This window comes from Amycolatopsis sp. NPDC114504 (genome assembly GCF_055633595.1).
On the sequence record NZ_JBVKDU010000001.1, the window covers coordinates 43,987 to 63,854 of the forward strand.

The 19,868-nt window shown below is 73.2% G+C and carries 21 protein-coding genes and 2 pseudogenes; 2 read left to right on the forward strand and 21 right to left on the reverse strand.

All coding sequences use genetic code 11. The features are described from left to right. Nucleotides 1-20: 20 nt before the first annotated feature. The 16 genes and pseudogenes from ACZ7PG_RS00270 to ACZ7PG_RS00345 all read right to left on the reverse strand — a co-directional run bounded on the left by ACZ7PG_RS00270 (nucleotide 21) and on the right by ACZ7PG_RS00345 (nucleotide 14,701). A complete protein-coding gene (locus ACZ7PG_RS00270) occupies nucleotides 21-1,208 on the reverse strand; it encodes an ABC transporter substrate-binding protein (RefSeq protein WP_470236892.1) in 1,188 nt (395 codons plus the stop codon). 136 nt (nucleotides 1,209-1,344) lie between these two features. Next, nucleotides 1,345-1,971, reverse strand: coding sequence for a TetR/AcrR family transcriptional regulator (locus ACZ7PG_RS00275; RefSeq protein WP_470236893.1), 627 nt, complete (start codon nucleotides 1,969-1,971; stop codon nucleotides 1,345-1,347). A gap of 447 nt (nucleotides 1,972-2,418) precedes the next feature. Then, nucleotides 2,419-3,135: an SDR family NAD(P)-dependent oxidoreductase gene (locus ACZ7PG_RS00280; RefSeq protein ID WP_470236894.1), complete on the reverse strand. Its 717-nt coding sequence runs from the start codon at nucleotides 3,133-3,135 to the stop codon at nucleotides 2,419-2,421. Continuing rightward, the gene (locus tag ACZ7PG_RS00285; protein ID WP_470236895.1) at nucleotides 3,135-3,905 is read right to left on the reverse strand and encodes an SDR family oxidoreductase; all 771 of its coding nucleotides are present in this window, start codon (nucleotides 3,903-3,905) and stop codon (nucleotides 3,135-3,137) included. The genes ACZ7PG_RS00280 and ACZ7PG_RS00285 overlap by 1 nt, the downstream gene beginning before the upstream one ends. After that, nucleotides 3,902-5,113, reverse strand: a complete 1,212-nt coding sequence (locus tag ACZ7PG_RS00290) for an acyl-CoA dehydrogenase family protein (RefSeq protein WP_470236896.1) — start codon at nucleotides 5,111-5,113, stop codon at nucleotides 3,902-3,904. Before ACZ7PG_RS00290 ends, ACZ7PG_RS00285 begins: the two co-directional genes overlap by 4 nt. A gap of 2 nt (nucleotides 5,114-5,115) precedes the next feature. Then, entirely contained in the window at nucleotides 5,116-6,009 is an 894-nt protein-coding gene (locus ACZ7PG_RS00295) for a phosphotransferase family protein (protein WP_470236897.1), read from the reverse strand. Beyond that, nucleotides 6,006-7,190 (reverse strand): acyl-CoA dehydrogenase family protein, encoded by a 1,185-nt coding sequence (locus ACZ7PG_RS00300; RefSeq protein WP_470236898.1) that lies wholly within the window; start codon nucleotides 7,188-7,190, stop codon nucleotides 6,006-6,008. The genes ACZ7PG_RS00295 and ACZ7PG_RS00300 overlap by 4 nt, the downstream gene beginning before the upstream one ends. Then, on the reverse strand, nucleotides 7,187-8,320 hold the full coding sequence (locus ACZ7PG_RS00305; protein ID WP_470236899.1) for a thiolase family protein: 1,134 nt from the start codon (nucleotides 8,318-8,320) through the stop codon (nucleotides 7,187-7,189). Before ACZ7PG_RS00305 ends, ACZ7PG_RS00300 begins: the two co-directional genes overlap by 4 nt. After that, nucleotides 8,317-8,583 (reverse strand): Zn-ribbon domain-containing OB-fold protein, encoded by a 267-nt coding sequence (locus ACZ7PG_RS00310; protein ID WP_470236900.1) that lies wholly within the window; start codon nucleotides 8,581-8,583, stop codon nucleotides 8,317-8,319. The genes ACZ7PG_RS00305 and ACZ7PG_RS00310 overlap by 4 nt, the downstream gene beginning before the upstream one ends. Nucleotides 8,584-8,586: 3 nt before the next feature. Then, nucleotides 8,587-9,375: an enoyl-CoA hydratase/isomerase family protein gene (locus ACZ7PG_RS00315; RefSeq protein WP_470236901.1), complete on the reverse strand. Its 789-nt coding sequence runs from the start codon at nucleotides 9,373-9,375 to the stop codon at nucleotides 8,587-8,589. A gap of 77 nt (nucleotides 9,376-9,452) precedes the next feature. Then, nucleotides 9,453-10,445 carry an acyl-CoA dehydrogenase family protein gene (locus ACZ7PG_RS00320; protein ID WP_470236902.1) on the reverse strand — a complete coding sequence of 331 codons (993 nt, stop codon included), beginning with the start codon at nucleotides 10,443-10,445 and terminating at the stop codon, nucleotides 9,453-9,455. After that, nucleotides 10,445-11,371, reverse strand: a complete 927-nt coding sequence (locus ACZ7PG_RS00325; protein WP_470238971.1) for an ABC transporter ATP-binding protein — start codon at nucleotides 11,369-11,371, stop codon at nucleotides 10,445-10,447. Before ACZ7PG_RS00325 ends, ACZ7PG_RS00320 begins: the two co-directional genes overlap by 1 nt. An 84-nt stretch (nucleotides 11,372-11,455) precedes the next feature. After that, a pseudogene (locus tag ACZ7PG_RS00330) lies at nucleotides 11,456-11,902 on the reverse strand (ATP-binding cassette domain-containing protein); the annotation flags it as partial. 171 nt (nucleotides 11,903-12,073) lie between these two features. Continuing rightward, nucleotides 12,074-12,952, reverse strand: a pseudogene (locus tag ACZ7PG_RS00335) (branched-chain amino acid ABC transporter permease); the annotation flags it as partial. An 8-nt stretch (nucleotides 12,953-12,960) separates the two neighbouring features. Beyond that, complete coding sequence (locus ACZ7PG_RS00340; protein ID WP_470236903.1) at nucleotides 12,961-13,830, reverse strand: branched-chain amino acid ABC transporter permease; 870 nt, start codon at nucleotides 13,828-13,830, stop codon at nucleotides 12,961-12,963. 76 nt (nucleotides 13,831-13,906) lie between these two features. Beyond that, nucleotides 13,907-14,701, reverse strand: coding sequence for an SDR family NAD(P)-dependent oxidoreductase (locus tag ACZ7PG_RS00345; RefSeq protein ID WP_470236904.1), 795 nt, complete (start codon nucleotides 14,699-14,701; stop codon nucleotides 13,907-13,909). A gap of 18 nt (nucleotides 14,702-14,719) precedes the next feature. Here ACZ7PG_RS00345 and ACZ7PG_RS00350 point away from each other — a divergent pair, with 18 nt between their 5' ends. Beyond that, nucleotides 14,720-15,754 carry an NAD(P)-dependent alcohol dehydrogenase gene (locus tag ACZ7PG_RS00350; RefSeq protein ID WP_470236905.1) on the forward strand — a complete coding sequence of 345 codons (1,035 nt, stop codon included), beginning with the start codon at nucleotides 14,720-14,722 and terminating at the stop codon, nucleotides 15,752-15,754. Nucleotides 15,755-15,782: 28 nt separating this feature from the next. Here ACZ7PG_RS00350 and ACZ7PG_RS00355 read toward each other — a convergent pair whose 3' ends face one another. Together ACZ7PG_RS00355 and ACZ7PG_RS00360 are read right to left on the reverse strand one after the other, a co-directional pair. Continuing rightward, the gene (locus ACZ7PG_RS00355; RefSeq protein ID WP_470236906.1) at nucleotides 15,783-15,923 is read right to left on the reverse strand and encodes a hypothetical protein; all 141 of its coding nucleotides are present in this window, start codon (nucleotides 15,921-15,923) and stop codon (nucleotides 15,783-15,785) included. A 101-nt stretch (nucleotides 15,924-16,024) separates the two neighbouring features. After that, complete coding sequence (locus ACZ7PG_RS00360) at nucleotides 16,025-16,420, reverse strand: anti-sigma factor antagonist (RefSeq protein ID WP_470236907.1); 396 nt, start codon at nucleotides 16,418-16,420, stop codon at nucleotides 16,025-16,027. Nucleotides 16,421-16,654: 234 nt separating this feature from the next. Between ACZ7PG_RS00360 and ACZ7PG_RS00365 the strand changes: the two genes are divergently transcribed. Beyond that, a complete protein-coding gene (locus ACZ7PG_RS00365) occupies nucleotides 16,655-17,542 on the forward strand; it encodes a PfkB family carbohydrate kinase (RefSeq protein ID WP_470236908.1) in 888 nt (295 codons plus the stop codon). Between the two features lie 11 nt (nucleotides 17,543-17,553). Here the strand turns inward: ACZ7PG_RS00365 and ACZ7PG_RS00370 are convergent, their stop codons facing one another. The 3 genes from ACZ7PG_RS00370 to ACZ7PG_RS00380 form a co-directional block, all read right to left on the reverse strand. After that, on the reverse strand, nucleotides 17,554-17,730 hold the full coding sequence (locus ACZ7PG_RS00370; RefSeq protein ID WP_470236909.1) for a hypothetical protein: 177 nt from the start codon (nucleotides 17,728-17,730) through the stop codon (nucleotides 17,554-17,556). After that, a complete protein-coding gene (locus ACZ7PG_RS00375) occupies nucleotides 17,730-17,918 on the reverse strand; it encodes a hypothetical protein (RefSeq protein WP_470236910.1) in 189 nt (62 codons plus the stop codon). Before ACZ7PG_RS00375 ends, ACZ7PG_RS00370 begins: the two co-directional genes overlap by 1 nt. 362 nt (nucleotides 17,919-18,280) lie before the next feature. Continuing rightward, complete coding sequence (locus ACZ7PG_RS00380; protein WP_470236911.1) at nucleotides 18,281-19,855, reverse strand: glycoside hydrolase family 13 protein; 1,575 nt, start codon at nucleotides 19,853-19,855, stop codon at nucleotides 18,281-18,283. Nucleotides 19,856-19,868: the final 13 nt, after the last annotated feature.

Genomic DNA, 19,868 nt, shown 5'->3' on the forward strand with positions numbered 1-19,868 from the left:
GTCACTCTCCTTCGGGTGGTTCAGCGGGTGGGCGGGGTGTAGAAGTCCCCTTCGGACACCCACTTCCCGTTCTTGACGACCACTTTCTGCACGTCACGCGTGCCCATGTGCCGGTCCGGGCCGAAGTTCATCACGGGAGCGACGCCCGGGTCGATGTTCTTCGCCTGTTCGTAGGCCTTCGCCAGCGACTCGGACGTGACCGCGCCCGGGATGGTCTGCGCGATCTGGCTGAAGACCTTCGCGCCGGTCCAGCCCCAGAGCGCGATGAAGTCCGCGGGCTGGCCCGGCTCGTACTTGGCCATGGCGTCCCGGAACTCCTTGACGGCGGGATCGCTGTCGTTCGGGGACTTGACGAACTGCACGGCCCTGGCGCCCTCGGCGGCGGCGCCGGCCAGGGTGAGCGTCGATTCCGCCGCGACCGGCGCGTAGCCGTACGCCGGCGCGGTGAGGCCCTGCAGCTTGGCCTCCTTCATGAACGCGGCGGCCTCGGGCGAGGCGAGGATCAGGATGATCGCGTCGGGGGCCTTGGCCTTGACCTGGCTGACGACCGGGCTGTAGTCGGTCGACTGGAACTTCACCGGGAAGAGGTTCACGTTCATGGCCGGGTCGGACTTCTTCGCGACACCCTGCGCGGCCTGGGCGACCTTGACGAACGCGGCGGGGTCGCTGTGCACGACGACGACGTTCTTCCGGCCGTCCTTCGCCACCCAGTCGCCGAGCGCGGCGGCCTGGTCTTCGTACAGCGTCTGCGTGCCGAAGAGGTTGGCGCGCGGCGGGGTGTACCAGGAGTCCAGCCCACCCAGCTCGTTGAGGATGGGCACCTTGGACTGCTGCAGCACGAACGGGAACGCGGCTTCGGCCTGCGACGTGCCGTTGGCCGCGACGATGGCGGAGACCTTGTCCTGGCCGATGAGCTCGCGGGCGATCTGGACGGTCTGCTGCGGGTCGAACGCGTTGTCCTTGACGATCCAGTTCACCTTGCGGCCGTTGATCCCGCCGCGGTCGTTGATCATCTTGAAGTAGGCGTCCGCCCCGGCGCGCTGCGGGACGCCGGACGCGCTGACCGCGCCGGACAGCGGGTACCAGGCCCCGATGGTGATCTCTTTGTCGTTCGCTCCGGCCGAGTTCGCGCTCGCACAGGCACTGGCGGCGAGAATCAGGGTCGCGGCGACGCTGGCAACTTTGACGGGCGTCGAGCGGAGGCGCATGACTGCTCCTAGCAACCTGAGTTCAGTTCAGTTTGACTTTAGCTGCCGGTCCCAGGGTGGACAAGGGACGCGGAAAACTATCGGTTCGGGCGGCAGCGGGGAAAACCGCTACCGCAGTCCTCTGTGGACCGCTGGGTTACTCGGTCACCATGCGCAGGCAGCAGCCCTCGATGAGCTCCCGCACCTCGGCCAGCGGCGTCGACCCGGTCGGGCGGTACCACCGCCAGACGCTGATGATCAGGCCCAGCAGGGCGAGCGCCAGGGTGTGGGCGTCGCGGACCGGGAACGCGCCCTGGGACATGCCCTGGGTGAGCAGCCGGGTCCAGTCGCGTTCGATGGACTGCACCAGCTCGCGCGCCGCGCGGCGCTCGGTCTCCTCGCGCTTGGACGCGCGGGGGCCGGCCAGCAGGACCATGTTGTTCTGCAGGATCCGCATCTGGAGGATCTCGTTCTCGGACACGGCGAACGCCGCCCGCACGGCCGCCCGCAGCGCGGCCACCGGGTCCTGCTCCTCCTGCGTGGCCTCGACGAACTGGTCGCGCGAGCGCTGCAGCTCCAGCCGCATGATGGTGAGCAGGCAGTGGGCCTTCGACTCGAAGTAGTGGTACAGCGCGGTCTGCCCGATCCCGACCCGCCCGGCGACGGCCGACCACTTGGTGGCCTCGTACCCGGTCTCGCCGAAGTACTCGATCGCGGCGGCGAGGATCGCGCCGCGCTTGGACCGCGGGCCCTCGTCCGGCTCCACCAGCCTCGCCCCCGTCATGGCGTGTCCTCTCGTCCGCGTCACCGTGCGAGCCCCGAGCGTAGTCCTCACTTGAATTCATGTCACAACCGCTCGCCGGGGAACATGGCGAGATCTGCGCGGCCGGCTCGCCCGCCGCTGCCGGCGCGATCCTCGTGACCAGGCCCGCGGCCAAGTCCTCCGACGCGCTCAGGCGGCGGTTCGTCACCAGCGGGTCGAGCGCCGGTCGCGGTCCGACGAGCCCGAGCCCGGCCCCCGCGGCAGCACCCCGGCCGGCGGCGACCACCGGAGCGTCGAGCCCGGCGCAGATCCGGAGTGCGTCGTGCGGGGCGTCCGCGATGACCACCACAGCGGGCCGGACACCCGGCCCGCATCGCCGGGGCGCGGTCAGGAGGCCCTGCGCCGTCGCGGGGTCGATCGGGTTGGCCCGGCCGCGGGTCGGCAGGACGTGGGCGACGCCGTCCCCACTCATCGAGCGGTCCAGCCGCCGTCGACCACCATGACTTGGCCCGTGTAGTACGACGACGCGTCCGAGGCGAGGAACAGCAGCGCGCCGTCGAGCTCGCCCGGGTCGCCGCCGCGGTTGAGCATCGTGTTGCGCTCCACCCAGCGTCGCGAACGCTCGTCGTCGAACAGGTCGCCGGTCATCTCGGACCGGAACCAGCCGGGCGCCAGCGCGTTGACGCGGACCCCGGCGCCGCCCCACTGGCCGGCCAGCTCCCGGGTCAGCCCGATCAGCCCGGCCTTCGACGCCGCGTAGCCCGCCCCGCCCAGCGGCGCGGCCGACACGAGCCCGAGGATCGAGGCGACATTCACAATGCTGCCGCCGTCGCCGCTTTCGGCCATCAGCCGGGACAGGTGGAACGGCGCGACCAGGTTCACCGCGAGCACGCCGGCGAAGTCGTCGGCGCTCTCCTTCTCCGCCCGCTGCTCCCCCGGCACGCCCGCGTTGTTGACCAGGACGTCGATGCGGCCGGCGGTCTCGGCCAGCCGGACCCGGTCCGCCGCGACCGAGACGTCGCAGGTGACGGGGTGGATGTCCGGGCCCAGCGCCGCCAGCCGGTCGGCCCGGCGCGCGGCGGCGTACACCGTCGCGCCCGCCGCGGCCAGCACCGTCGCGAACCGCGCGCCCAGCCCGGACGACGCCCCGGTCACGACCGCCGTCTTGCCCTCGAGGGAGAACATCACGCGTCCACGGCGATCGGGAGGGCGGTCGCACCGCCGTCGAGGACCAGCGCCTGCCCGGTCATCCACGACGACGCCGCGCTCGCCAGGAACAGGGCCGCGTTGGCGACGTCCTCGGGGGTCCCGAGCCGGCGCAGCGGCAGCTTCGCGGTCAGGATCGGCTCCCGCGCCTCCCAGACCGCCCTGGCCAGCTCGGTCTTGATCACGCCGGGCGCGATGGCGTTGACGCGGACCTTCGGGCCGAGCTCGTAGGCGAGCTGCCGGGTCATCAGCAGCATCGCGGCCTTCGTCGCGTTGTAGTAGCCGATCTGCGGGTCGACGATGAGGCCGCCGACGGAGGCGATGTTGACGATCGTGCCGCCGTGCTCGGCCATCCAGGCGTGCCAGGCCGCCCGGCTCCACGCGATCATGCCGTACTGGTTGACGCGGACGGTCTTCTCGGCGCGCGGGAGGTCCAGCTCCAGGAGGTCGCCCAGGTACGGGTTGGTCGCCGCGTTGTTGACCAGGATGTCGACGCGTCCGAAGTGGACCATCGTGTCCGCGACGCACCGGTCCGCCTGCTCCGGCTCCCCCGCGTTGGCGACGACGTCGAGCACGTCGCCGGTCCCTTCCCCGCGGAGCAGCTCGGCGCGGGCGGCCCGTAGCCCGTCGGCCTTGCGGGCCGCGATCACGATGTCGGCACCGGCGGCCCGGAACGCCTTGGCGATCCCGAGCCCGATGCCGCGGGAGCCGCCGGTGATCACGGCGACCTGTCCGTCGAGAACCTTCATCGCGCCTCCTCGTACTTGGCCAGTTCCTGCCGCGCGACGGTGCGCAGGTGCACCTCGTCGGGGCCGTCGGCGATCTTCAGCGCGCGGGTGATCGAGAACAGCCGGGCCAGCACGGTGTCGTCGCTGACGCCGGCCGCGCCGTGCGCCTGCACCGCCCGGTCGACGACGCGGTGGGCGACGTCGAGGGCGGCGACCTTGATGGCCGCGACCTCCATCCGGGCGCCCGCGTTGCCGGCGGTGTCCATCAGCCACGCGGACTTGAGCACGAGCAGCCGCAGCTGGTCGATCTCGATGCGGCTGCGCGCGATCCACTCGCGCACCACGCCACGCTCGGCGAGCGGACCGCCGAACGCGACGCGGGCGAGCGTCCGTTCGCACATCAGCCGGAGTGCGCGTTCGGCGAACCCGACCGCGCGCATCGCGTAGTGCATGCGGCCCGGGCCGAGCCGCCCCTGTGCGAGGGCGAACCCCTCACCTTCCCCGCCGAGCAGGTTCGCGGCGGGCACGCGGACGTCTTCGAACAGGACCTCGCCGTGGCCGAGCCGGTCGGTGTAGCCGAACATCGGCAGGTCGCGCAGCACGGTGACGCCCGGCGCGTGGCGCGGGATCAGGACCATGCTCTGCTGCCGGTAGGCCGGGGCCGCCGGGTCGCTGACACCCATCAGGATGATGAGCTCGCAGTCGGGGTCGAGGATGCCGGAGGTGTACCACTTGCGGCCGGTGACGACGTAGTGGTCGCCGTCGCGGACGATCCGGGTGCGGATGTTGCGCGCGTCGGAACTCGCGACGTCCGGCTCGGTCATCGCGAAGCACGAGCGGATCCGCGCGTCGAGCAGCGCTTCCAGCCAGCGTTCCCGCTGCTCGGCGCTGCCGAACAGCGAGAGCAGCTCCATGTTGCCGGTGTCCGGGGCCGAGCAGTTGAAGACCTCGTTGCCGATGATCGAGCGGCCCATCAGCTCGGCCAGTGGCGCGTATTCGAGGTTGGTCAGCCCGGCGCCCCGGTCGCCGTGGGTGAGAAAGAGGTTCCACAGCCCTTCGGCGCGGGCCTTCTCCTTGAGTTCCACCATGATCGGCGGCAGGGCGTGCGGGTCGGCGGCCTCGGCGAGCTGACGGTCGTACACCGGCTCGGCGGGCAGGACGTGGGTGTCCATGAAGGACTCGACCCGCGCCCGCAGTTCTCCGGCCCGCGGGGAAAGCGCGAAATCCATGGTCAGCTCCTCACGATGTCGGCGGCGGACCGGATCATCGCGGCGATCGTGGGCGGCAGCCGCTCCTGGTCCGGGTCGTGGTGCTTGCCCTCGCGGTGCCGGCGCAGGTTGTGGCCCATGATCGCGGCCATCTTCATCCGGCCCAGCGCCCGGAACCACGCCATCGACGGCAGCGCGCCGCCGTAGACGGCCAGCAGTTCGGCCTCGGTCGGCAACCCGGGCACCGGCGTCCCGAGGGCGGGGAAGTTGCGGTGGTCGGCGAACAGCAGGAACCAGCCGAGGTCGGTCCGCGGGTCGCCGGTGCTCCAGATCTCCCAGTCCACGACGGCGGTGGCCCGGGACCCGGCGAACAGGACGTTGCCGAGCCGGAAGTCACCGTGCACGAGCACCGGCGGCAGGTCGGCCGGGACGTCGTCGGCCAAGAGCCGCAGCAGGTCTTCGGCGCCGGGCCGGAGCTCGGCCGGGACCGCGTGCATCGTGCGGGTCCAGCGCTCCAGCTCGCCGGCGGCCGACGCGGGCGGCTCGCCCGGGACCGGACCGGCGTCGTGGAGCAGACGCAGGAGCCGGGCCGCCTCCAGCATCCGGGTGCGAGCGAGGTCCGGGCTGAGGCTGTGCTCGTCGAGGACGGGTTCGATCGCCTCGCCGTCGGCGAACTCCATGGCGAACCACGTCTCGTCCGTCGCGATCACCCGCGGCACCGGCACCGCCGATCCGGCCAGCGCGCGCAGGACCCTCGCCTGCCGCAGGACGTCGTTGCGGCCCACCGGTTTCTGCCCCGGCGGGACGGCCTTGACGACGTAGGAGCCGTTGACGGTGTACGTGAGCCCGGAATGGCCGCCGGGCAGCACTTCCAGCTCGCCGCCGAGGCGGTCGCGGACCTGATCGGCGAGCGTCATCGCGACGGCTCCTTCGGCAGGCCGAGCACGCGCTCGGCGAGGATGGTCCGCTGGATCTCGTCGGAGCCGCCGGCGATGCTGTAGCCGGGGGCGCCAAGCAGGTGCTCGGTCCAGGCGAAGGTGCCCCACTCGCCGGTGTCCGCGACGACCCGCGGCCCCAGCAGCTGGACGACGAGGTCGCTGGTCCGCCGCATCGTTTCGGTCGCGTAGAGCTTCCCGACCGAGGCCTCCGCGCCGGGCTCGCGGCCGGCGGCCAGCGCCGCGGTGACGCGCAGGCCGATGAGCCGCTGGACGAGCGTGCGGACGAACAGGTCCGCCGTCCGCTGCCGCTCGACGTCGGTGAGGGCACTGTGCCGCGCCAGCTCGATCGCGCGGTCGGCGTTGTCCAGGCCGAGCGAGCCCGAGTCGAGGCGTTCGGCGGCCAGAACGCTGAGCGTGACCTTCCAGCCCTGGCCGACCGGACCGAGCCGGTCGGTGTCGGGCACGACGACGCCGTCGAGGTAGACCTCGTTGAAGCTGGCACCGCCGGTCATCTGCCGGATCGGCCGCACGGTGACGCCGGGAGCGTCCATCCGCACCAGGAACACCGTGATGCCGGCGTGCTTCGCGACGTCGGGATCGGTGCGGCAGACGGCGACGCCCCAGGTGGCGACGCGGGCGCCGGACGTCCACACCTTGTGGCCGTCGAGCACCCAGCCGTCGCCGGTGCGCACGGCCCGGGTCCGGACGGCCGCGAGGTCGGAGCCTGCTTCGGTTTCCGAGAACAGCTGGCAGGCCAGCTCGTCGGTCCGCAGCATCGGCCGCAGCCAGCGCCGTTTCTGGTCGCCGGTGCCCCAGATCTCGATCGCGGGGGCCACGAGGTGCTGGGTCACCGGGAAGATCTCGCTCCGCCGGGGGACGTCGAAGGCGGCCTCCTCGGTGCGGTAGAGCTGCTCGTAGTACGCCGGCAGCCCGCGGCCGCCGAACTCGGGCGCGCGGCCGAGAGCGCCCCAGCCCGCGTCGAACCGGGTGCGTTCCCACTCCTGACCACGCGCGGTGTGCGAGCGTTCCTCTTCTTCGGTCCAGTTCTCGAAGACGGCCACCGAGTCGTCACCGGTTCCCCAGCCGGCCGAGGTGCGCGGACCGGCCACAGTGGACAGCCAGGCCCTGGCCTCGGCGCGGAACTCCGCCGGGCCGGTCATCGGGCCAGCACCGTGCACGCGCTGACCCCGGGTGCGCCGTAGACGTGGGTGAACCCGATCCGCGGCGCGCCCGGCACCTGCCGTGCACCCGCCCGGCCGCGCAGCTGCTGGACGACCTCGTAGACCTGCCGCAGCCCGGACGCGCCGATCGGCTCGCCGTTGGCGATGCAGCCGCCGTCGGTGTTGACCGGCAGCGTGCCGCCGATCTCGATGGCCCCGGACGCGATCAGCTTCTCCTGCTCGCCGTCCGCGCAGAACCCGCACTCGGCCAGGTGCATGACCTCGGCGCCGCTCTCGGTGTCCTGCAGCTGGGCGACGTCCACATCGGACGGTCCGAGGCCCGCCTGCTCGAACGCCGCCGCGGCCGTGTCGCGGCTGACGCTGGTCAGCTCGCCCGCCTCGATCGACGGGCTGAAGACCTCGAACGAGCCGCGCCGGCGGGTCCGCACGACGGCGGATCGCAGCGTGACGGCGTCCCGGGTGGGGACCGAGGGAGAGCACAGGACCAGCGCCGCCGCGCCCTCCCCCGGAGAACAGAACATGAAGCGGGTCAGCGGGTCGTTGACCAGGCCGGACGCGAGGATCTCGTCGGCACTGATCTCCTTGCGCCGCCACGCTTCCGGCGTCAGGCTGCCGTTGCGGTACGCCTTTTCCGCGACCAGCGCCAGGGTCCGCTCGGTGATCCCGAAGTCGTGCATGTACCGCCGGATCTTCATGCCGAAGAACTGGGTGGTCACCATCAGCCCGTCGCGCCCGTAGGCGTCGTCGAGACCCCAGTCCCCGGGCCGCGGGTCGAACGCGCCGCGCGGGTGCTTGTCGAACCCGACGGCGAGCACGACGTCCGCCATCCCGGACCGGATCGCGTTGACCGCCGAGACCAGCGCGCTCCCGCCGGTCGCGCAGCCGTTCTTGACGTTGACGAACGGCAGGCCGGTGCGGCCGAGGTCGGTGACCAGGGTGTCGGCCAGGCCGGCGGCGTCGCTGCCGCCGAACGCCGCGCCGACCCGCGACCACGGGATCCCGGCGTCGGCCAGCGCCGCGGTCACCGCTTCGACGGCGTGGGCGCGCCCGGAGCGCTCCGAGCGGCCGAACGCCGTGCGGGCGGCGCCGCAGATCAGGACGTCGCTCACGAATCCTCCTCGACCGGCTCGGCACGCGGCACGCCGGTGGTCTCTTCGACGCGGAAGCGCATTCCGATGTGGACCCCCGCCGGGTCGGGTACGTCGAGCACGGCGGCCACGCGCGGGCCACCGTCCAGCTCGACGTACCCGAGCGCGAACGGCCGGAAGCCGGCGGCCGGCGGGACGTACGGGGGCGACTTCGGCGCGAACCGCTGCACGGTCCAGCTCCACAGCACGCCCTCGGCGGGCAGGGTCACCCCCGTCGGTTCCATCGGTCAGCGCCCCGTCCACTTGGGTTCGCGCTTCTCCAGGAACGCCGCGACACCCTCGGCCGCGTCGTCGGAGTTCAGCGTCACGCCCACCGCGAGGTGCTCCATGACCATCAGCGACTGCGTGTCCGCGTCGAGGCTGCGGTCGATGGTCATCTTGGTGATGCGCATCTGGAACGGGCTCTTGTCGGTGAGCTGGCCGATGAACTCGTCGACCGTCTCGTCGAGCCGCTCCGCGGGAGCGGACTTGTTGATCAGGTTGAAGTCGGCCGCCTCGACGCCGGAGAGCAGCTTGCCCGTGAGCATCAGCTCCTTGGTCTTGCGGATGCCGATCATTCGCGGCACCCGGTAGATCGGGCCCGCGCCGCCGAAGAGACCGCGGCGCATGTGGAAGTCGCCGATCTTGGCGTCGTCGGAGGCGATCGCGAAGTCGCACGAGATCATCAGCTCGAACCCGCCCGCGGTCACGTACCCCTCGAGCACCGCGACCGACGGCGTGTTCATCGAGTACAGGCGGTCGCAGATCTTCGCGGAGATGACGGCGACCTCCATGGCCGTCGAGCTGCCGATGTACTCGGCCTGCAGGCTGTCGAGGTCGAACCCGGAGCAGAACGTGCCCCCGCGGCCGCGCAGGACCAGCACCCGCAGGTCCGGGTCCTTGTCGACCTCGGTGATGATCTCGTCGAGCCGCTCCAGGATCGGCACGGTGACGCAGTTCTTCTTCCAGGGCCGGTTCAGCCACACCCGGGCCACGTGCCCGTCGCGCTCGAACTGGATCTCGTCTTCCACGGCCATCTCGTTCTCCTAACTGAACTGACTTCAGTTTGATTGAATAGGTCGGACGGGTCCGCTGTCAACCCGCTGACAGGTGGTCAGAGCCCCAAAGCGGCGGCGAGCCGGGCGTGGTGGTCCTGCGGCGTGCCGAACAGCACCTCGTCCGCCCGCGCGCGCCGGACGTACCGGTGGGCCGGGTGCTCCCAGGTGAAGCCGGTCCCGCCGTACAGCTGGACGTACTCGGTGACCGCCAGCCGGTACGCGTCCGCGCACACCGCGGCGGCCGCGGCGGCCGCCACCGGTAGCTCGGCGGACTCCGTCGCGACGCAGGCGATCGCGTACGCCGCCGCCGAGCGCGCGGCCTCGTACTCGACGAGCAACGCGGCGAGCCGGTGCTTCACCGCCTGGAACGACCCGATCGGCCGGCCGAACTGCCGGCGCTGCCCGACGTACGCCACGGTCGCCTCGAGCGCGTGCGCGATCCCGCCCACCTGCTCGGCGGCCAACGCCGCCCGCCCGATGTCGAGCACCCGCGGCACGACGTCCGCGCTCCCGATCGGCGTCGCCGGGGTGTCGTGGAACTCGAGGCGTGCCTGGGGTCGGCTCTCGTCGAGCACGCGCAACGGCGTCCTGGTGCCCGGCGAGCAGGCGAACAGCCCGTCCCCCGCCCGCACGAGGACCAGATCCGCGTCCGCTCCCCCGAGGACGAAGTCCGCCGTTCCCGACAGCGTCCCGTCGCGCGCTTGGACGTCGCCGTCGAAGGCGACGGTGACGCTCAGAGAGCCGTCGGCGATGCCGGGCAGGTAGCGCTCGTCGCCGCTGAGCACCAGGGTGTGCGCGGCCAGGACGACGGTCGGGAGCAACGCACCGGCGCACAACGCGCGTCCGGCCTCTTCCAGCACCACAGCCAGTTCGGCGAACGAATACCCGGCGCCGCCGTACTCCTCGGGGATCGCGAGCCCTTGGACGCCCAGCTCACCGGCCATCCGCTTCCAGTCTCCCCCGTGCGCGGCGAAGAAGTCCCTCGCCACCGCACGGAGTTCGCGCTGCTCGGGGGTCTCGGTGAGCAGGGCCGGGTCGATCGCCGGCATCACGCCTCCAACGTCGTCACGTCACGCACGCCCAGCGCGACGGCGTGCTCGCCGCCGAAGTAGGCGGACTCGGCCCGGGTGGCGAACGCTGAGTCGGCCGCCGAGCCGTGCGCGGCCACGACCCCTTCGTGCAGCACGACCACCTCGTGGCAGGTCGCCATCGCGCGGCTGAGCAGCTGCTCCAGCAGGACGACGGTCATCCCGCCGCCGGCGAGGTCGCCGAGCCGCGCGTACACCTCGTCGACCAGCGCCGGGGCGAGTCCCAGGGCCGGCTCGTCGACGATCAGGACGTCCGGGCCGGCCATCAGGGCGCGGGCGATGGCGAGCATCTGCTGCTCGCCGCCGCTGAGCCCGGCCGCCTGCACCGACAGCCGGTCGCGCAGCCGCGGCGGGAGCCACTCGGCGGTCTCGTCGAGCTTCGCGCGCAGCCGGGCGCCCTTCAGCCCCGCCGAGTACGCGGCCACCTCCAGGTTTTCGCGCAGCGAAAGGGTTTTGAACAGGGCCCGGCCTTCCGGGACGAGACTGGTGCCGACCGTGCGGACGCCCGTCCGGCTCACCTCCCGCGTGCCGGCGGAGGGCCGCAGCGAGCCGTGGAGGACGCGCCCGAGCGTGCTCTTGCCCGCGCCGTTCGCGCCCACCACGCCGAGGACGGCTCCTTCGCGGATGTCGAGGTCGATGCCGCGCAGCGCGGCGACCCCGCCGTAGTGGTGTTCGACGCCGGACAGCCGGAGCACCACGGGCGCGTCTTCGGCGCGGGTGGCCAGCGCCGGGCGGGCGGTGGTCGTGCCGAGGTAGGACGCCTGGACGGCGGGGTCGCGCAGCACGTCGCCGGGCAGTCCTTCACCGACGGGCTTGCCGAAGTCGAAGGCGACGACCCGGTCGGCGACGGCGAAGAGGTCGTCCAGCACGTGGTCGATGACCAGCACGGCGGCGCCGCCGTCGCGCAGGCGCTCGATCTGCCGGGCCGCCGTCGCGCGCTCGTCGGCGTCCAGGCCGCCGAACGGTTCGTCGAGGACGAGCAGCGCGGGCTCCTCGGCCATCGCCCGCGCGAGGTCGAGCCGTTTTTGCAGCCCGAACGGCAGCTCCGCCGGGTAGCGGTCCGCGACGTCGGCGAGCCCGACGCGGGCCAGGAGCTCGGCGGCGGTCCGGCGGTGCCGGGGCGTGATCCGCCGGTGCGTGCACAGGACGTTCTCCGCGACGGTCAGCTCGCCGAAGACCTCGGCGTGCTGGAAGGTGCGCCCGATCCCGAGCCGCCGCCGGGCGGTGGCTCGTGTGGACAGCAGCTCCTTGCCTTCGTACACAGCGCTTCCGCCGACCCGGCCACCGCCGGCGAGTCCGGAAAGGACGTTCATCAGGGTGGTCTTGCCCGCGCCGTTCGGGCCGATGACCGCGAGCACCTCGCCGCGGCGGACCGACAGCGACGCGCCCTCCAGCGCCTTCAACCCGCCGAACCGCACCGACACGTCCGCAAGGGTCAGCAGCGGCGCTCCGCCGGGCGCCTGGTGCACGACGTCGGACTCGGTGGCCGGGACCTGCGCCGGGCGCGTCGCGGGTACCCGGACGAGCTTGCGCGCGAGCTTGCCCAGGAACGGCACCACCCCGCCCGGCAGGAAGATCAGCGCGGCGATCAGCACGAGTCCCTGCACCACCGGCTGGGGCAGGCCGATCGAGCTCGCCAGCGTCGGCGACCAGGCGAGGTAGCCGCCGCCGACGACCGCGCCGAGCACGCTGCCGACGCCGCCGAGCACGCACGACGCGATGAGCGAGATCCCGAGGTTGAGCGAGAACGGGTCGGGGCTGACGAACCCGCTGAGCAGGCCGAGCAGCACCCCGGCGAAGCCGGTGAACGCGGCGCTCACCGCGAACGCGAGCGCCGACTGGGCCTCCGGCGCGATCCCGATCGACTGCGCGACCAGCGGGTGCGACTTGGCCGCCACCAGGCGCATCCGCAGCGCCGATCCCTTGGCGAGCACGGCGATCGCCAGGCAGACGCCGGCCGCGCCGATCGCCAGGGTCTGGACTTCCGTTCCCCCGCTCGGCAGCACGCCGGCGACGGTGTCCACTTGCGACACCGGGACACCCTGGTCGCCGCCCGTGACGTCGGTCCAGCGGTTGATCACCTCGAGGGAGACCAGGCTGAACGCCAAGGTGAGCAAGGCGATGTAGAGCGTCGAGAAGCGGGCGCCGGCATAACCGAGGAAGCCGCCGAGCACCGCGCTGACCACCACCGTGCCGGCCACGATGGTCTCCAGCGACCAGCCGTGCCCGCTGCCGTAGGCGGCGAAGTAGGCGCCGACCGCGAAGAACGCCGGGTGCCCGACCGACCAGACGCCGGACCAGCCGGCGAGCAGCCCGACCGACAGCACGGCGATGGTGTAGACGGCGGCCAGTGCGATCGAATACGTCTGGAAGGGCGGGATGGCCCCGGAGTTCGTCACGGCGATCACCGCGACGGCGGCGAGCGGCCCCAGCAGGGCCCGCGCCGTCCTGGATCGGATGAAGGACATGGCGTACCTCAAACCCGTTGGAAGGTGCGCGTGCCGAAGAGGCCCTGCGGGCGGATCAGCAGCACGAGGACGGTGAACGAGAAGACGAAGGTGTCGCGGAAACTGGCCGAGACGTAGCTCGCGCCGAGGTTCTCCAGTACCCCGACCACGAGGCCGCCGACGACCGCGCCGTACATGCTGTTGAGGCCGCCGAGGAAGATCCCGGCGAAGGCGCGGAACAGCGGGGCCGAGAGCACAGTCGGCGCCAGGCCGACCTTGGGGGCGTAGAGGCACGCGGCGAGTGCGCCGAGCCCGAGTCCCAGCGCCCACGCCAGCCGCGCGATCCGCTGCGCGTCGATCCCGACGACCTGCGCGGTGTCAGCCGATTCCGCGACCGCGCGCATCGCGGAGCCGGTGGTGGTCCGGCCGAACAGGAAGGCGACCAGTCCCATCGCGACGGCGGCGACGGCGATGGTCAGCAGGCTCTGCGCCGGGATCGCGACGCCGCCCGCGCGGACCGTGCCGTCGACGATGCTGGGGAACGCCTTCGGTTCGGTGCCCCAGATCGAGCTGATCACGCTCTCGGCGATGAGCGCCACGCCCATGGTGACCACCAGCGCGGCGAAGAGCTGTCCCTGGCCGAGCGGGCGGATCACGACTTCGCGGACCAGCAGCCCGGCGGCGACGGTCACCGCGATCGCGCCCAGCACGCCGACGATCACCGCGGTTCCGTTGTCGTGGAAGGTGATCGCGGCGTAGAGGCCGAGCGTCGCCAGGCTGGCGAGCGCGAAGTTCACCACGTCGGTGGCCCGGTAGACGATCACCAGGCCGAGGCCCATCAGGCCGTAGATCGCACCACTGGCGATCCCGCTGACCAGCACGAGCAGGAATTGATCCACGCCGACCCTCTCCCTTGAGAGCAAAGTGAACTCAGTTCAGGTGACGGTAGCTCGCCGGCTCCGCGCTGGCAAGAGGTCACGCGGTGAAGCGGCCACCGTTGGCGAGCACCACCGAACCGGCCAGGTTCGCCGCTTCCCCACCCGCCAGGAACAGCGCCACGTCCGCGATCTCCTCCGGCGTCGCGTAGGCCCCAGCACCGGACTCCTCGAACGCCCGGCGCAGCGCGTCCGGCGTCCGCGCGGCCATCCCCGTCTCGGTCGGCCCGGGCGCCACGACGTTGACCCGCACCCCGAACGGGACGACCTCCTTCGCGACCGCCTGGGCCAGCGCGTGCACCCCGGCCTTCGACGCGGAGTAGTGCGGATAGCCCACCGGGGCGTCGAACGCGGACGACGAGCCGACGACGACCACGGCGCCGGCCCGGCGCGGCACCATCACGCGGACCGCGGCGCGCAGGACGTGGAACGTGCCGTCGAGGTTCACGCTCAGCACGCGCCGCCAGGACCGGGTGTCAAGGCGCGACGTGACTTCGAGCGGCGTCCGCGCCTCCCAGGCGTCGGCGATCCACTGCTTGGCCTGCGGGTCGTCGATGCCGGCCGCGTGCACGACGACGTCGAGCCGGCCTTGGTCGCGCACGATCCCGCCGACCAGCCAGTCGACGCGGTCCGGGTCGGCGACGTCCACCTCCGCGGCCCGCGCGCCGGCCAGCGGCGCGGCGACCTTCCCGGCGGCGTCCGCGTCCAGGTCGGCGAGCACGATCGTCCGCGCGCCCCGCCCGGCCAGCTTCCGCGCCACCGCGGCCCCGATCCCCGACCCCGCGCCGGTCACGAGCACCACCTTGCCCTGCCATTCTTCCTGAACTGAGTTCATTTCTGTATCGTCGGTCGCGTGAGCGAATCGCGCAAGACCCGGGCGCTGCGCCTGTCCGCCTGGCGGACCCCGCCGTCCCTCGTCGACGTCGACGTCCCCGAGCCGGTGGGCACCGAGGTGCTGGTCCGCGTCGAGGCGGCCGGGATCTGCCACTCCGACCTGCACGTCCTCGACGACGTCTTCCCCTACCGCCTCCCCTTCACGCTCGGCCACGAGATCGCGGGCCGCGTCCACGCCCTCGGCGACGCGGTCACCGGCGTCGCGCTCGGCGACCGCGTCGCCGTCTACGGGCCGTGGGGGTGCGGCGAGTGCCGCAGTTGCGAGGCCGGGCGGGACAACTACTGCGACCGCCGCGCGAACCTGGGCTTCTCCGGCGCCGGTCTCGGCCGCGACGGCGGGATGGCCGACCACGTCCTGGTCCCCCACGCCCGGCACCTCGTCCCGATCGGCGACCTCGACGCCACCCAGGCGGCGCCGCTGACGGACGCCGGCCTGACGCCGTACCACGCGATCGCCGGGCTGACGCTGGGCGCGGGCTCCGTCGTCGTGGTCATCGGCGTCGGCGGGCTCGGCCACGTCGCGATCCAGCTCCTGCGCGCGATCACCGAGGCCGAGGTGGTCGCCGTCGACGTCCGCGAGGACGCACTGGCCCTCGCCGACCGGTGTGGCGCCCACCGGACGCTGCTCGTCCGAGCCGACACCGAGACGGTCCTGGGCCGCACGGCCGACGCCGTGCTCGACTTCGTCGGCAGTGCCGCGACCCTGCGCCTCGGGGCGGGAGTCCTGCGCCCCGGCGGGGATCTGGTGCTGGTCGGCAGCGCGGGCGGAACGCTCACGGTGAGCAAGCCGGGCCCGCTCCCCGCGGGCGGCTCGATCTCGCTCCCGTTCTGGGGCAGCCGGCCGGAGCTGCACGAGGTGATCGCCCTCGCGCGCTCCGGCGCGCTGCAGGTGGAGACCGAGGTCTTCCCGTTGTCCGAGGCGGCCGAAGCACTCGAGCGGCTGCGCGCGGGCAAGATCGTCGGCCGCGCGGTGCTGGTGCCCGGTCGTGAGTGAGAAACAGGGTTAGAACACTGTTTCTCACTCACGACCGCCGCGGCGGGCCACCCGTCAGGCGTGGGGCGAAGAAGCCGCCCACCGCGGTCCAGTGCCCGCCGGTCACCGTCACGCGCTGCACCTCGGTGGCGCCGAGGTGCCGCTGGTCGGTGAACGTGATCGGCGGCATGAGCCCCGTCTCGACCCCCGTCGCCGTCCGGTGCTCGCGGGACGGCGCCTCCCCCGCGACGACCGGCCGGGCTGATCGGTCATCCGCTGAGGCGGGCGCGCTCAGGAGGCCGCGTCGTGCACGCCCGCCGCCAGCAGCTCCCGCAACGCGTCCGACAGCGAAGCGAACATCGGGACCACCTCGGCCAGCCCCGTGATCCGGAACAGCCGCGCCAGGGTCCGGCTGTTCGCCACCACCCCGAACCGGCCGCCCTCCTCCCCCGCGAGCTCCGCGGCCGCCGCCAGGGCGCGAGCGCCGGCCAGGCCGAGGAACTCCACCTGGGACAGGTTCACCACCGTCGTCCCCGGTGGCGACGCCGCCAGCTCACGCTTCAGGATCGGCAGGGTCAGGGCGTCGATCTCCCCGGCGAAGGTGAGCACCAGCAGACCGGGGCGGTACTCCGTCCGGCGCGCCGTGAGCGGCGCGGACCGGGTGGGGACCGGCAGGGCAGGGGACACGGATTCGGCAGGCCTTCCGCGCCGGGTGGAGCCGGCGTCACAGCGGGGTGATCAAGGTCGGGATCTTGATACCCAAACCACCGGAAGGGAAACGCTCTTTTTCCGCGTGGGACGCCGACCAGGGCCGTTGGGCCGGCCTCGGGGTGCTCGACCCGATCGTGCGGTTTGCCTCCCGCTCGCACCTGGGTAGTCGATCTTCGCCAAGCGAGGAGGCGTCATGGACCGGTGGGACCGATGATGTTCAGCGAAGTCGTGGTGGTCGGGCAGATCGCCCGTGACCTGGTGCTCGAGGCCCCGGACGCGCCGGCGCCGCTCGGCGGGAAGGGTGCCAACCAGGCCGTGGCGCTGAGTCAGCTCGGCGTGGCGGTGTCGCTGGTCGGCGTCGTCGGGCGGGACGCCGCCGGCGACGCGTTGCGCGCCCGTGCCCGGGCCGACCGGATCGGCACCACGCACGTGGTCCGGCGGCCGGGCACCGAGACGGCGGTCATCGTCGACGTCGTCGGCGACCGCTACCTCGAGCACGTCCCGGACGCGACGCTGGTGACCGAGTCCGACGTCCTCGCCGCGTCCGCGCCGATCTCGGCCGCCGCGTCCGTGATCGTCCAGCTGCAGCAGCCCGCACCGGCGGCCTTGCTGGCGGCCCGGCTCGCGCACACCGCGGGCACGCGGGTCGTCCTGGACGGCGCGCCGGAAAGCCTGGTCCCGGAGCTGCTGGGCCTCGCCGACGTCCTGCGCGCCGACGCCCGCGACGCGGAGCTGCTCACCGGCCGGCCGGTGGCCGACGTCGCCGGCGCGACCCGCGCCGCGGCGGACCTGCGTCGGCGCGGGCCGTCGCTGGTCGTGCTGGAGGTGGCCGGGCAGGGGAACCTGTTCGCCGGCCCGGGTCAGTCGTGGTTCGTGCCGCACGTCGAAACCGAGGTGATCGACCCGACCGGGGCCGGGGACGCGCTGGTCGCGACCTTGACCGCGGCGCTGACCCGGCGGCGTCCGCTGGAGGCGGCGGCCTGCCTGGCGGTCGCGGCGGCCGCGGCGACGTCCGAGCACCCGGGCGGGCGGCCGCGCCTGTCGGGACCCGTCCTCGACCGGCTGCGGCCCCGGAGCCTCGAAACGGTCGACGCCTGAGAGCCGGCAGGTTACTCCGGCCGGTTCGCGAGCGTGAGCCACAGGGCGCCGGCGGCGGCCAGCGCGATCCCCGCGGCCGTCCACCACGACCACCAGGTGAAGAACGCGACGACCAGCCCGACGGCGAGCAGCACGCCCCCGCCGGTGTCGGCGGTCCCGGCCCGCGAAGCTCCTCCGGCGAGAGCCATCAGCCTTTTCTCCCGTCGACGGCGGCGACGAGCAGCGTGGCGCAGTTGCGGACCGCGAGGCCGCGGTCCTGCGCCATCGCGATCAGGGCGGCCTGCGCGGCCGCACCCGTCATGCCCTGGGCCACCAGGATCTTCAACGCCATGGCCACGACATCGGTGGCGGGTGGACGCGGGGTGCGAACGGGCATCGGACGACCTCCGGCTCGGGAAGAGCGGCAACGAACGCGACCGGATACCCCGCCGCTCCCGGCTTCACACCGCTTCACTCAACCCGTCCGGGTGAAGTCCGTTCAACTCCTGACGAGCCGCACTGCCGCGCCCCGGCCGCCCGCGACACTCGCGACCCCGCCGCTCGCTCCCGCACGAGCCGCCGCGCCCACCGGCCGCCCGCCACTCTCCGATCCACCGGACAGCACCGCTCAGCCCCGCACGAGCCACACCGCTGCGCCCCTCAGCCACACCCGCGACCCGCCAGACAGCGCCACTCCAGCGCCGCACGAGCCACACCGCTGAGCCCTCAGCCGCCCGCCGATCCGCCAGACAACGCCACTCAGTCCCGCACGAGCCACACCGCCGCGTCCACCGGCAGCCGCCCCGCCTCCAACGGCACGCTCGACAGCAGCACCCGCGCGCCCTCGGGCAGCTCGTACGGCGCGGCCGACAGGTTCACCACGCACCCGAACCCCGGCTCCCGCGCGAAGGACAGCACACCGGGAGACGACGGCAGCCACGTCAGCGTCCCGTCCCCGAGCGCCGGGTGGGCCCGGCGGGCGGCGAGGGCCGCCCGGTACAGCCGGAGCATCGAACCGGGGTCGGCCGCCTGGGCCTCGGCCGTCGCCGTGCGCCAGTCAGGCGGCTGCGGCAGCCACGTGCTCGTCCCGTCGGGCGAAAACCCGAACGGCGGCGTCGTCCCCGACCACGGCAGCGGCACCCGGCAGCCGTCACGACCGCGGCGGGTGTGGCCGGACCGCTCCCACGTCGGGTCGGCGAGCACCGCCTCGGGCAGGTCCTCGACCTCCGCCAGCCCCAGCTCCTCGCCCTGGTACAGGTACGCCCCGCCGGGCAGGGCGAGCATCAGCAGCAGCGCCGCCCTGGCCCGCCGTCGGCCCCGCTCGAGGTCGCCGCCGGGCGCGAACCGCGTCACGTGCCGGACGACGTCGTGGTTGGACAGCACCCAGGTCGCGGGCGCGCCGACCGCCGTCAGCGCCGCCAGCGTCCGGTCGATCACCTCGCGCAGCGCGCCGGCGTCCCAGTCGCAGCGCAGGAAGTCGAAGTTGAACGCCGTGTGCAGCTCGTCCGGGCGCACGTACCGCGCGAGGCGGTCCGGCCGGTCGACCCACGCCTCCGCGACGAACACCCGGTCCGGGCCGAACTCCCCCGCGATCTCGCGCCACGAGCGGTAGATGTCGTGCACGCCGTCGAGGTCCCAGTGCGGGTGCGCGGCGCGGTCCGGCGGGCGCGCGATCTCTTCGTCGTCGGCGCCGAGGTCGGGGAACGCCGGGTCCTTGAGCAGCCCGTGGGCGACGTCGATGCGGACGCCGTCGACCCCGCGCGCGAACCAGAACCGCAGCAGGTCCTCGAAGTCGGCCCGGACAGCCTCGTCGTCCCAGTTGAGGTCGGGCTGCTCCGGGGCGAACAGGTGCAGGTACCACTCGCCGTCGGCCACCCGCGTCCACGCCGGCCCGCCGAAGACGCTGCGCCAGTCGGTCGGCGGCAGCTCGCCGTCCGCCCCGCGCCCCGGCCGGAAGTGGTACCGCGCGCGTTCGGGCCCGCCGGCGAGCGCGGCGCGGAACCACGGGTGGCGGTCGGAGGTGTGGTTCGGCACGACGTCGATCAGCAGCCGCAGCCCCACCCGGTGGACCTCGGCCACGAGGTCGAGCACGTCCGGGTCGGTGCCGAACAGCGGGTCGGGGGTCCGGTGGTCCTCGACGTCGTAGCCGCCGTCGACCATCGGCGAGCGGTACCACGGCGTCGTCCACACCGCGTCGACGCCGAGGTCGGCCAGGTGACCCAGGCGCGAGCGCAGGCCCGCGAGATCCCCGGTGCCGTCCCCGTCCGCGTCGGCGAAGCTGCGTACGTAGACCTCGTAGACGACGGCGTCGCGCCACCAGTTCGCGGAGTCCATGACACCCGAGTAT

Excerpts from the sequence above, each read along its gene's own strand:
- ACZ7PG_RS00365 (WP_470236908.1), top strand. The coding sequence starts at position 16,655 with ATGATGTTCAGCGAAGTCGTGGTGGTCGGGCAGATCGCCCGTGACCTG.
- ACZ7PG_RS00370 (WP_470236909.1), bottom strand. The coding sequence starts at position 17,730 with ATGGCTCTCGCCGGAGGAGCTTCGCGGGCCGGGACCGCCGACACCGGC.
- ACZ7PG_RS00315 (WP_470236901.1), bottom strand. The coding sequence starts at position 9,375 with ATGGCCGTGGAAGACGAGATCCAGTTCGAGCGCGACGGGCACGTGGCC.
- ACZ7PG_RS00280 (WP_470236894.1), bottom strand. The coding sequence starts at position 3,135 with ATGTTCTCCCTCGAGGGCAAGACGGCGGTCGTGACCGGGGCGTCGTCC.
- ACZ7PG_RS00295 (WP_470236897.1), bottom strand. The coding sequence starts at position 6,009 with ATGACGCTCGCCGATCAGGTCCGCGACCGCCTCGGCGGCGAGCTGGAA.
- ACZ7PG_RS00380 (WP_470236911.1), bottom strand. The coding sequence starts at position 19,855 with ATGGACTCCGCGAACTGGTGGCGCGACGCCGTCGTCTACGAGGTCTAC.
- ACZ7PG_RS00285 (WP_470236895.1), bottom strand. The coding sequence starts at position 3,905 with ATGAAGGTTCTCGACGGACAGGTCGCCGTGATCACCGGCGGCTCCCGC.
- ACZ7PG_RS00345 (WP_470236904.1), bottom strand. The coding sequence starts at position 14,701 with ATGAACTCAGTTCAGGAAGAATGGCAGGGCAAGGTGGTGCTCGTGACC.
- ACZ7PG_RS00300 (WP_470236898.1), bottom strand. The coding sequence starts at position 7,190 with ATGACCGGCCCGGCGGAGTTCCGCGCCGAGGCCAGGGCCTGGCTGTCC.
- ACZ7PG_RS00290 (WP_470236896.1), bottom strand. The coding sequence starts at position 5,113 with ATGGATTTCGCGCTTTCCCCGCGGGCCGGAGAACTGCGGGCGCGGGTC.
- ACZ7PG_RS00275 (WP_470236893.1), bottom strand. The coding sequence starts at position 1,971 with ATGACGGGGGCGAGGCTGGTGGAGCCGGACGAGGGCCCGCGGTCCAAG.
- ACZ7PG_RS00375 (WP_470236910.1), bottom strand. The coding sequence starts at position 17,918 with ATGCCCGTTCGCACCCCGCGTCCACCCGCCACCGATGTCGTGGCCATG.
- ACZ7PG_RS00310 (WP_470236900.1), bottom strand. The coding sequence starts at position 8,583 with ATGGAACCGACGGGGGTGACCCTGCCCGCCGAGGGCGTGCTGTGGAGC.
- ACZ7PG_RS00270 (WP_470236892.1), bottom strand. The coding sequence starts at position 1,208 with ATGCGCCTCCGCTCGACGCCCGTCAAAGTTGCCAGCGTCGCCGCGACC.
- ACZ7PG_RS00320 (WP_470236902.1), bottom strand. The coding sequence starts at position 10,445 with ATGCCGGCGATCGACCCGGCCCTGCTCACCGAGACCCCCGAGCAGCGC.
- ACZ7PG_RS00355 (WP_470236906.1), bottom strand. The coding sequence starts at position 15,923 with ATGCCGCCGATCACGTTCACCGACCAGCGGCACCTCGGCGCCACCGAG.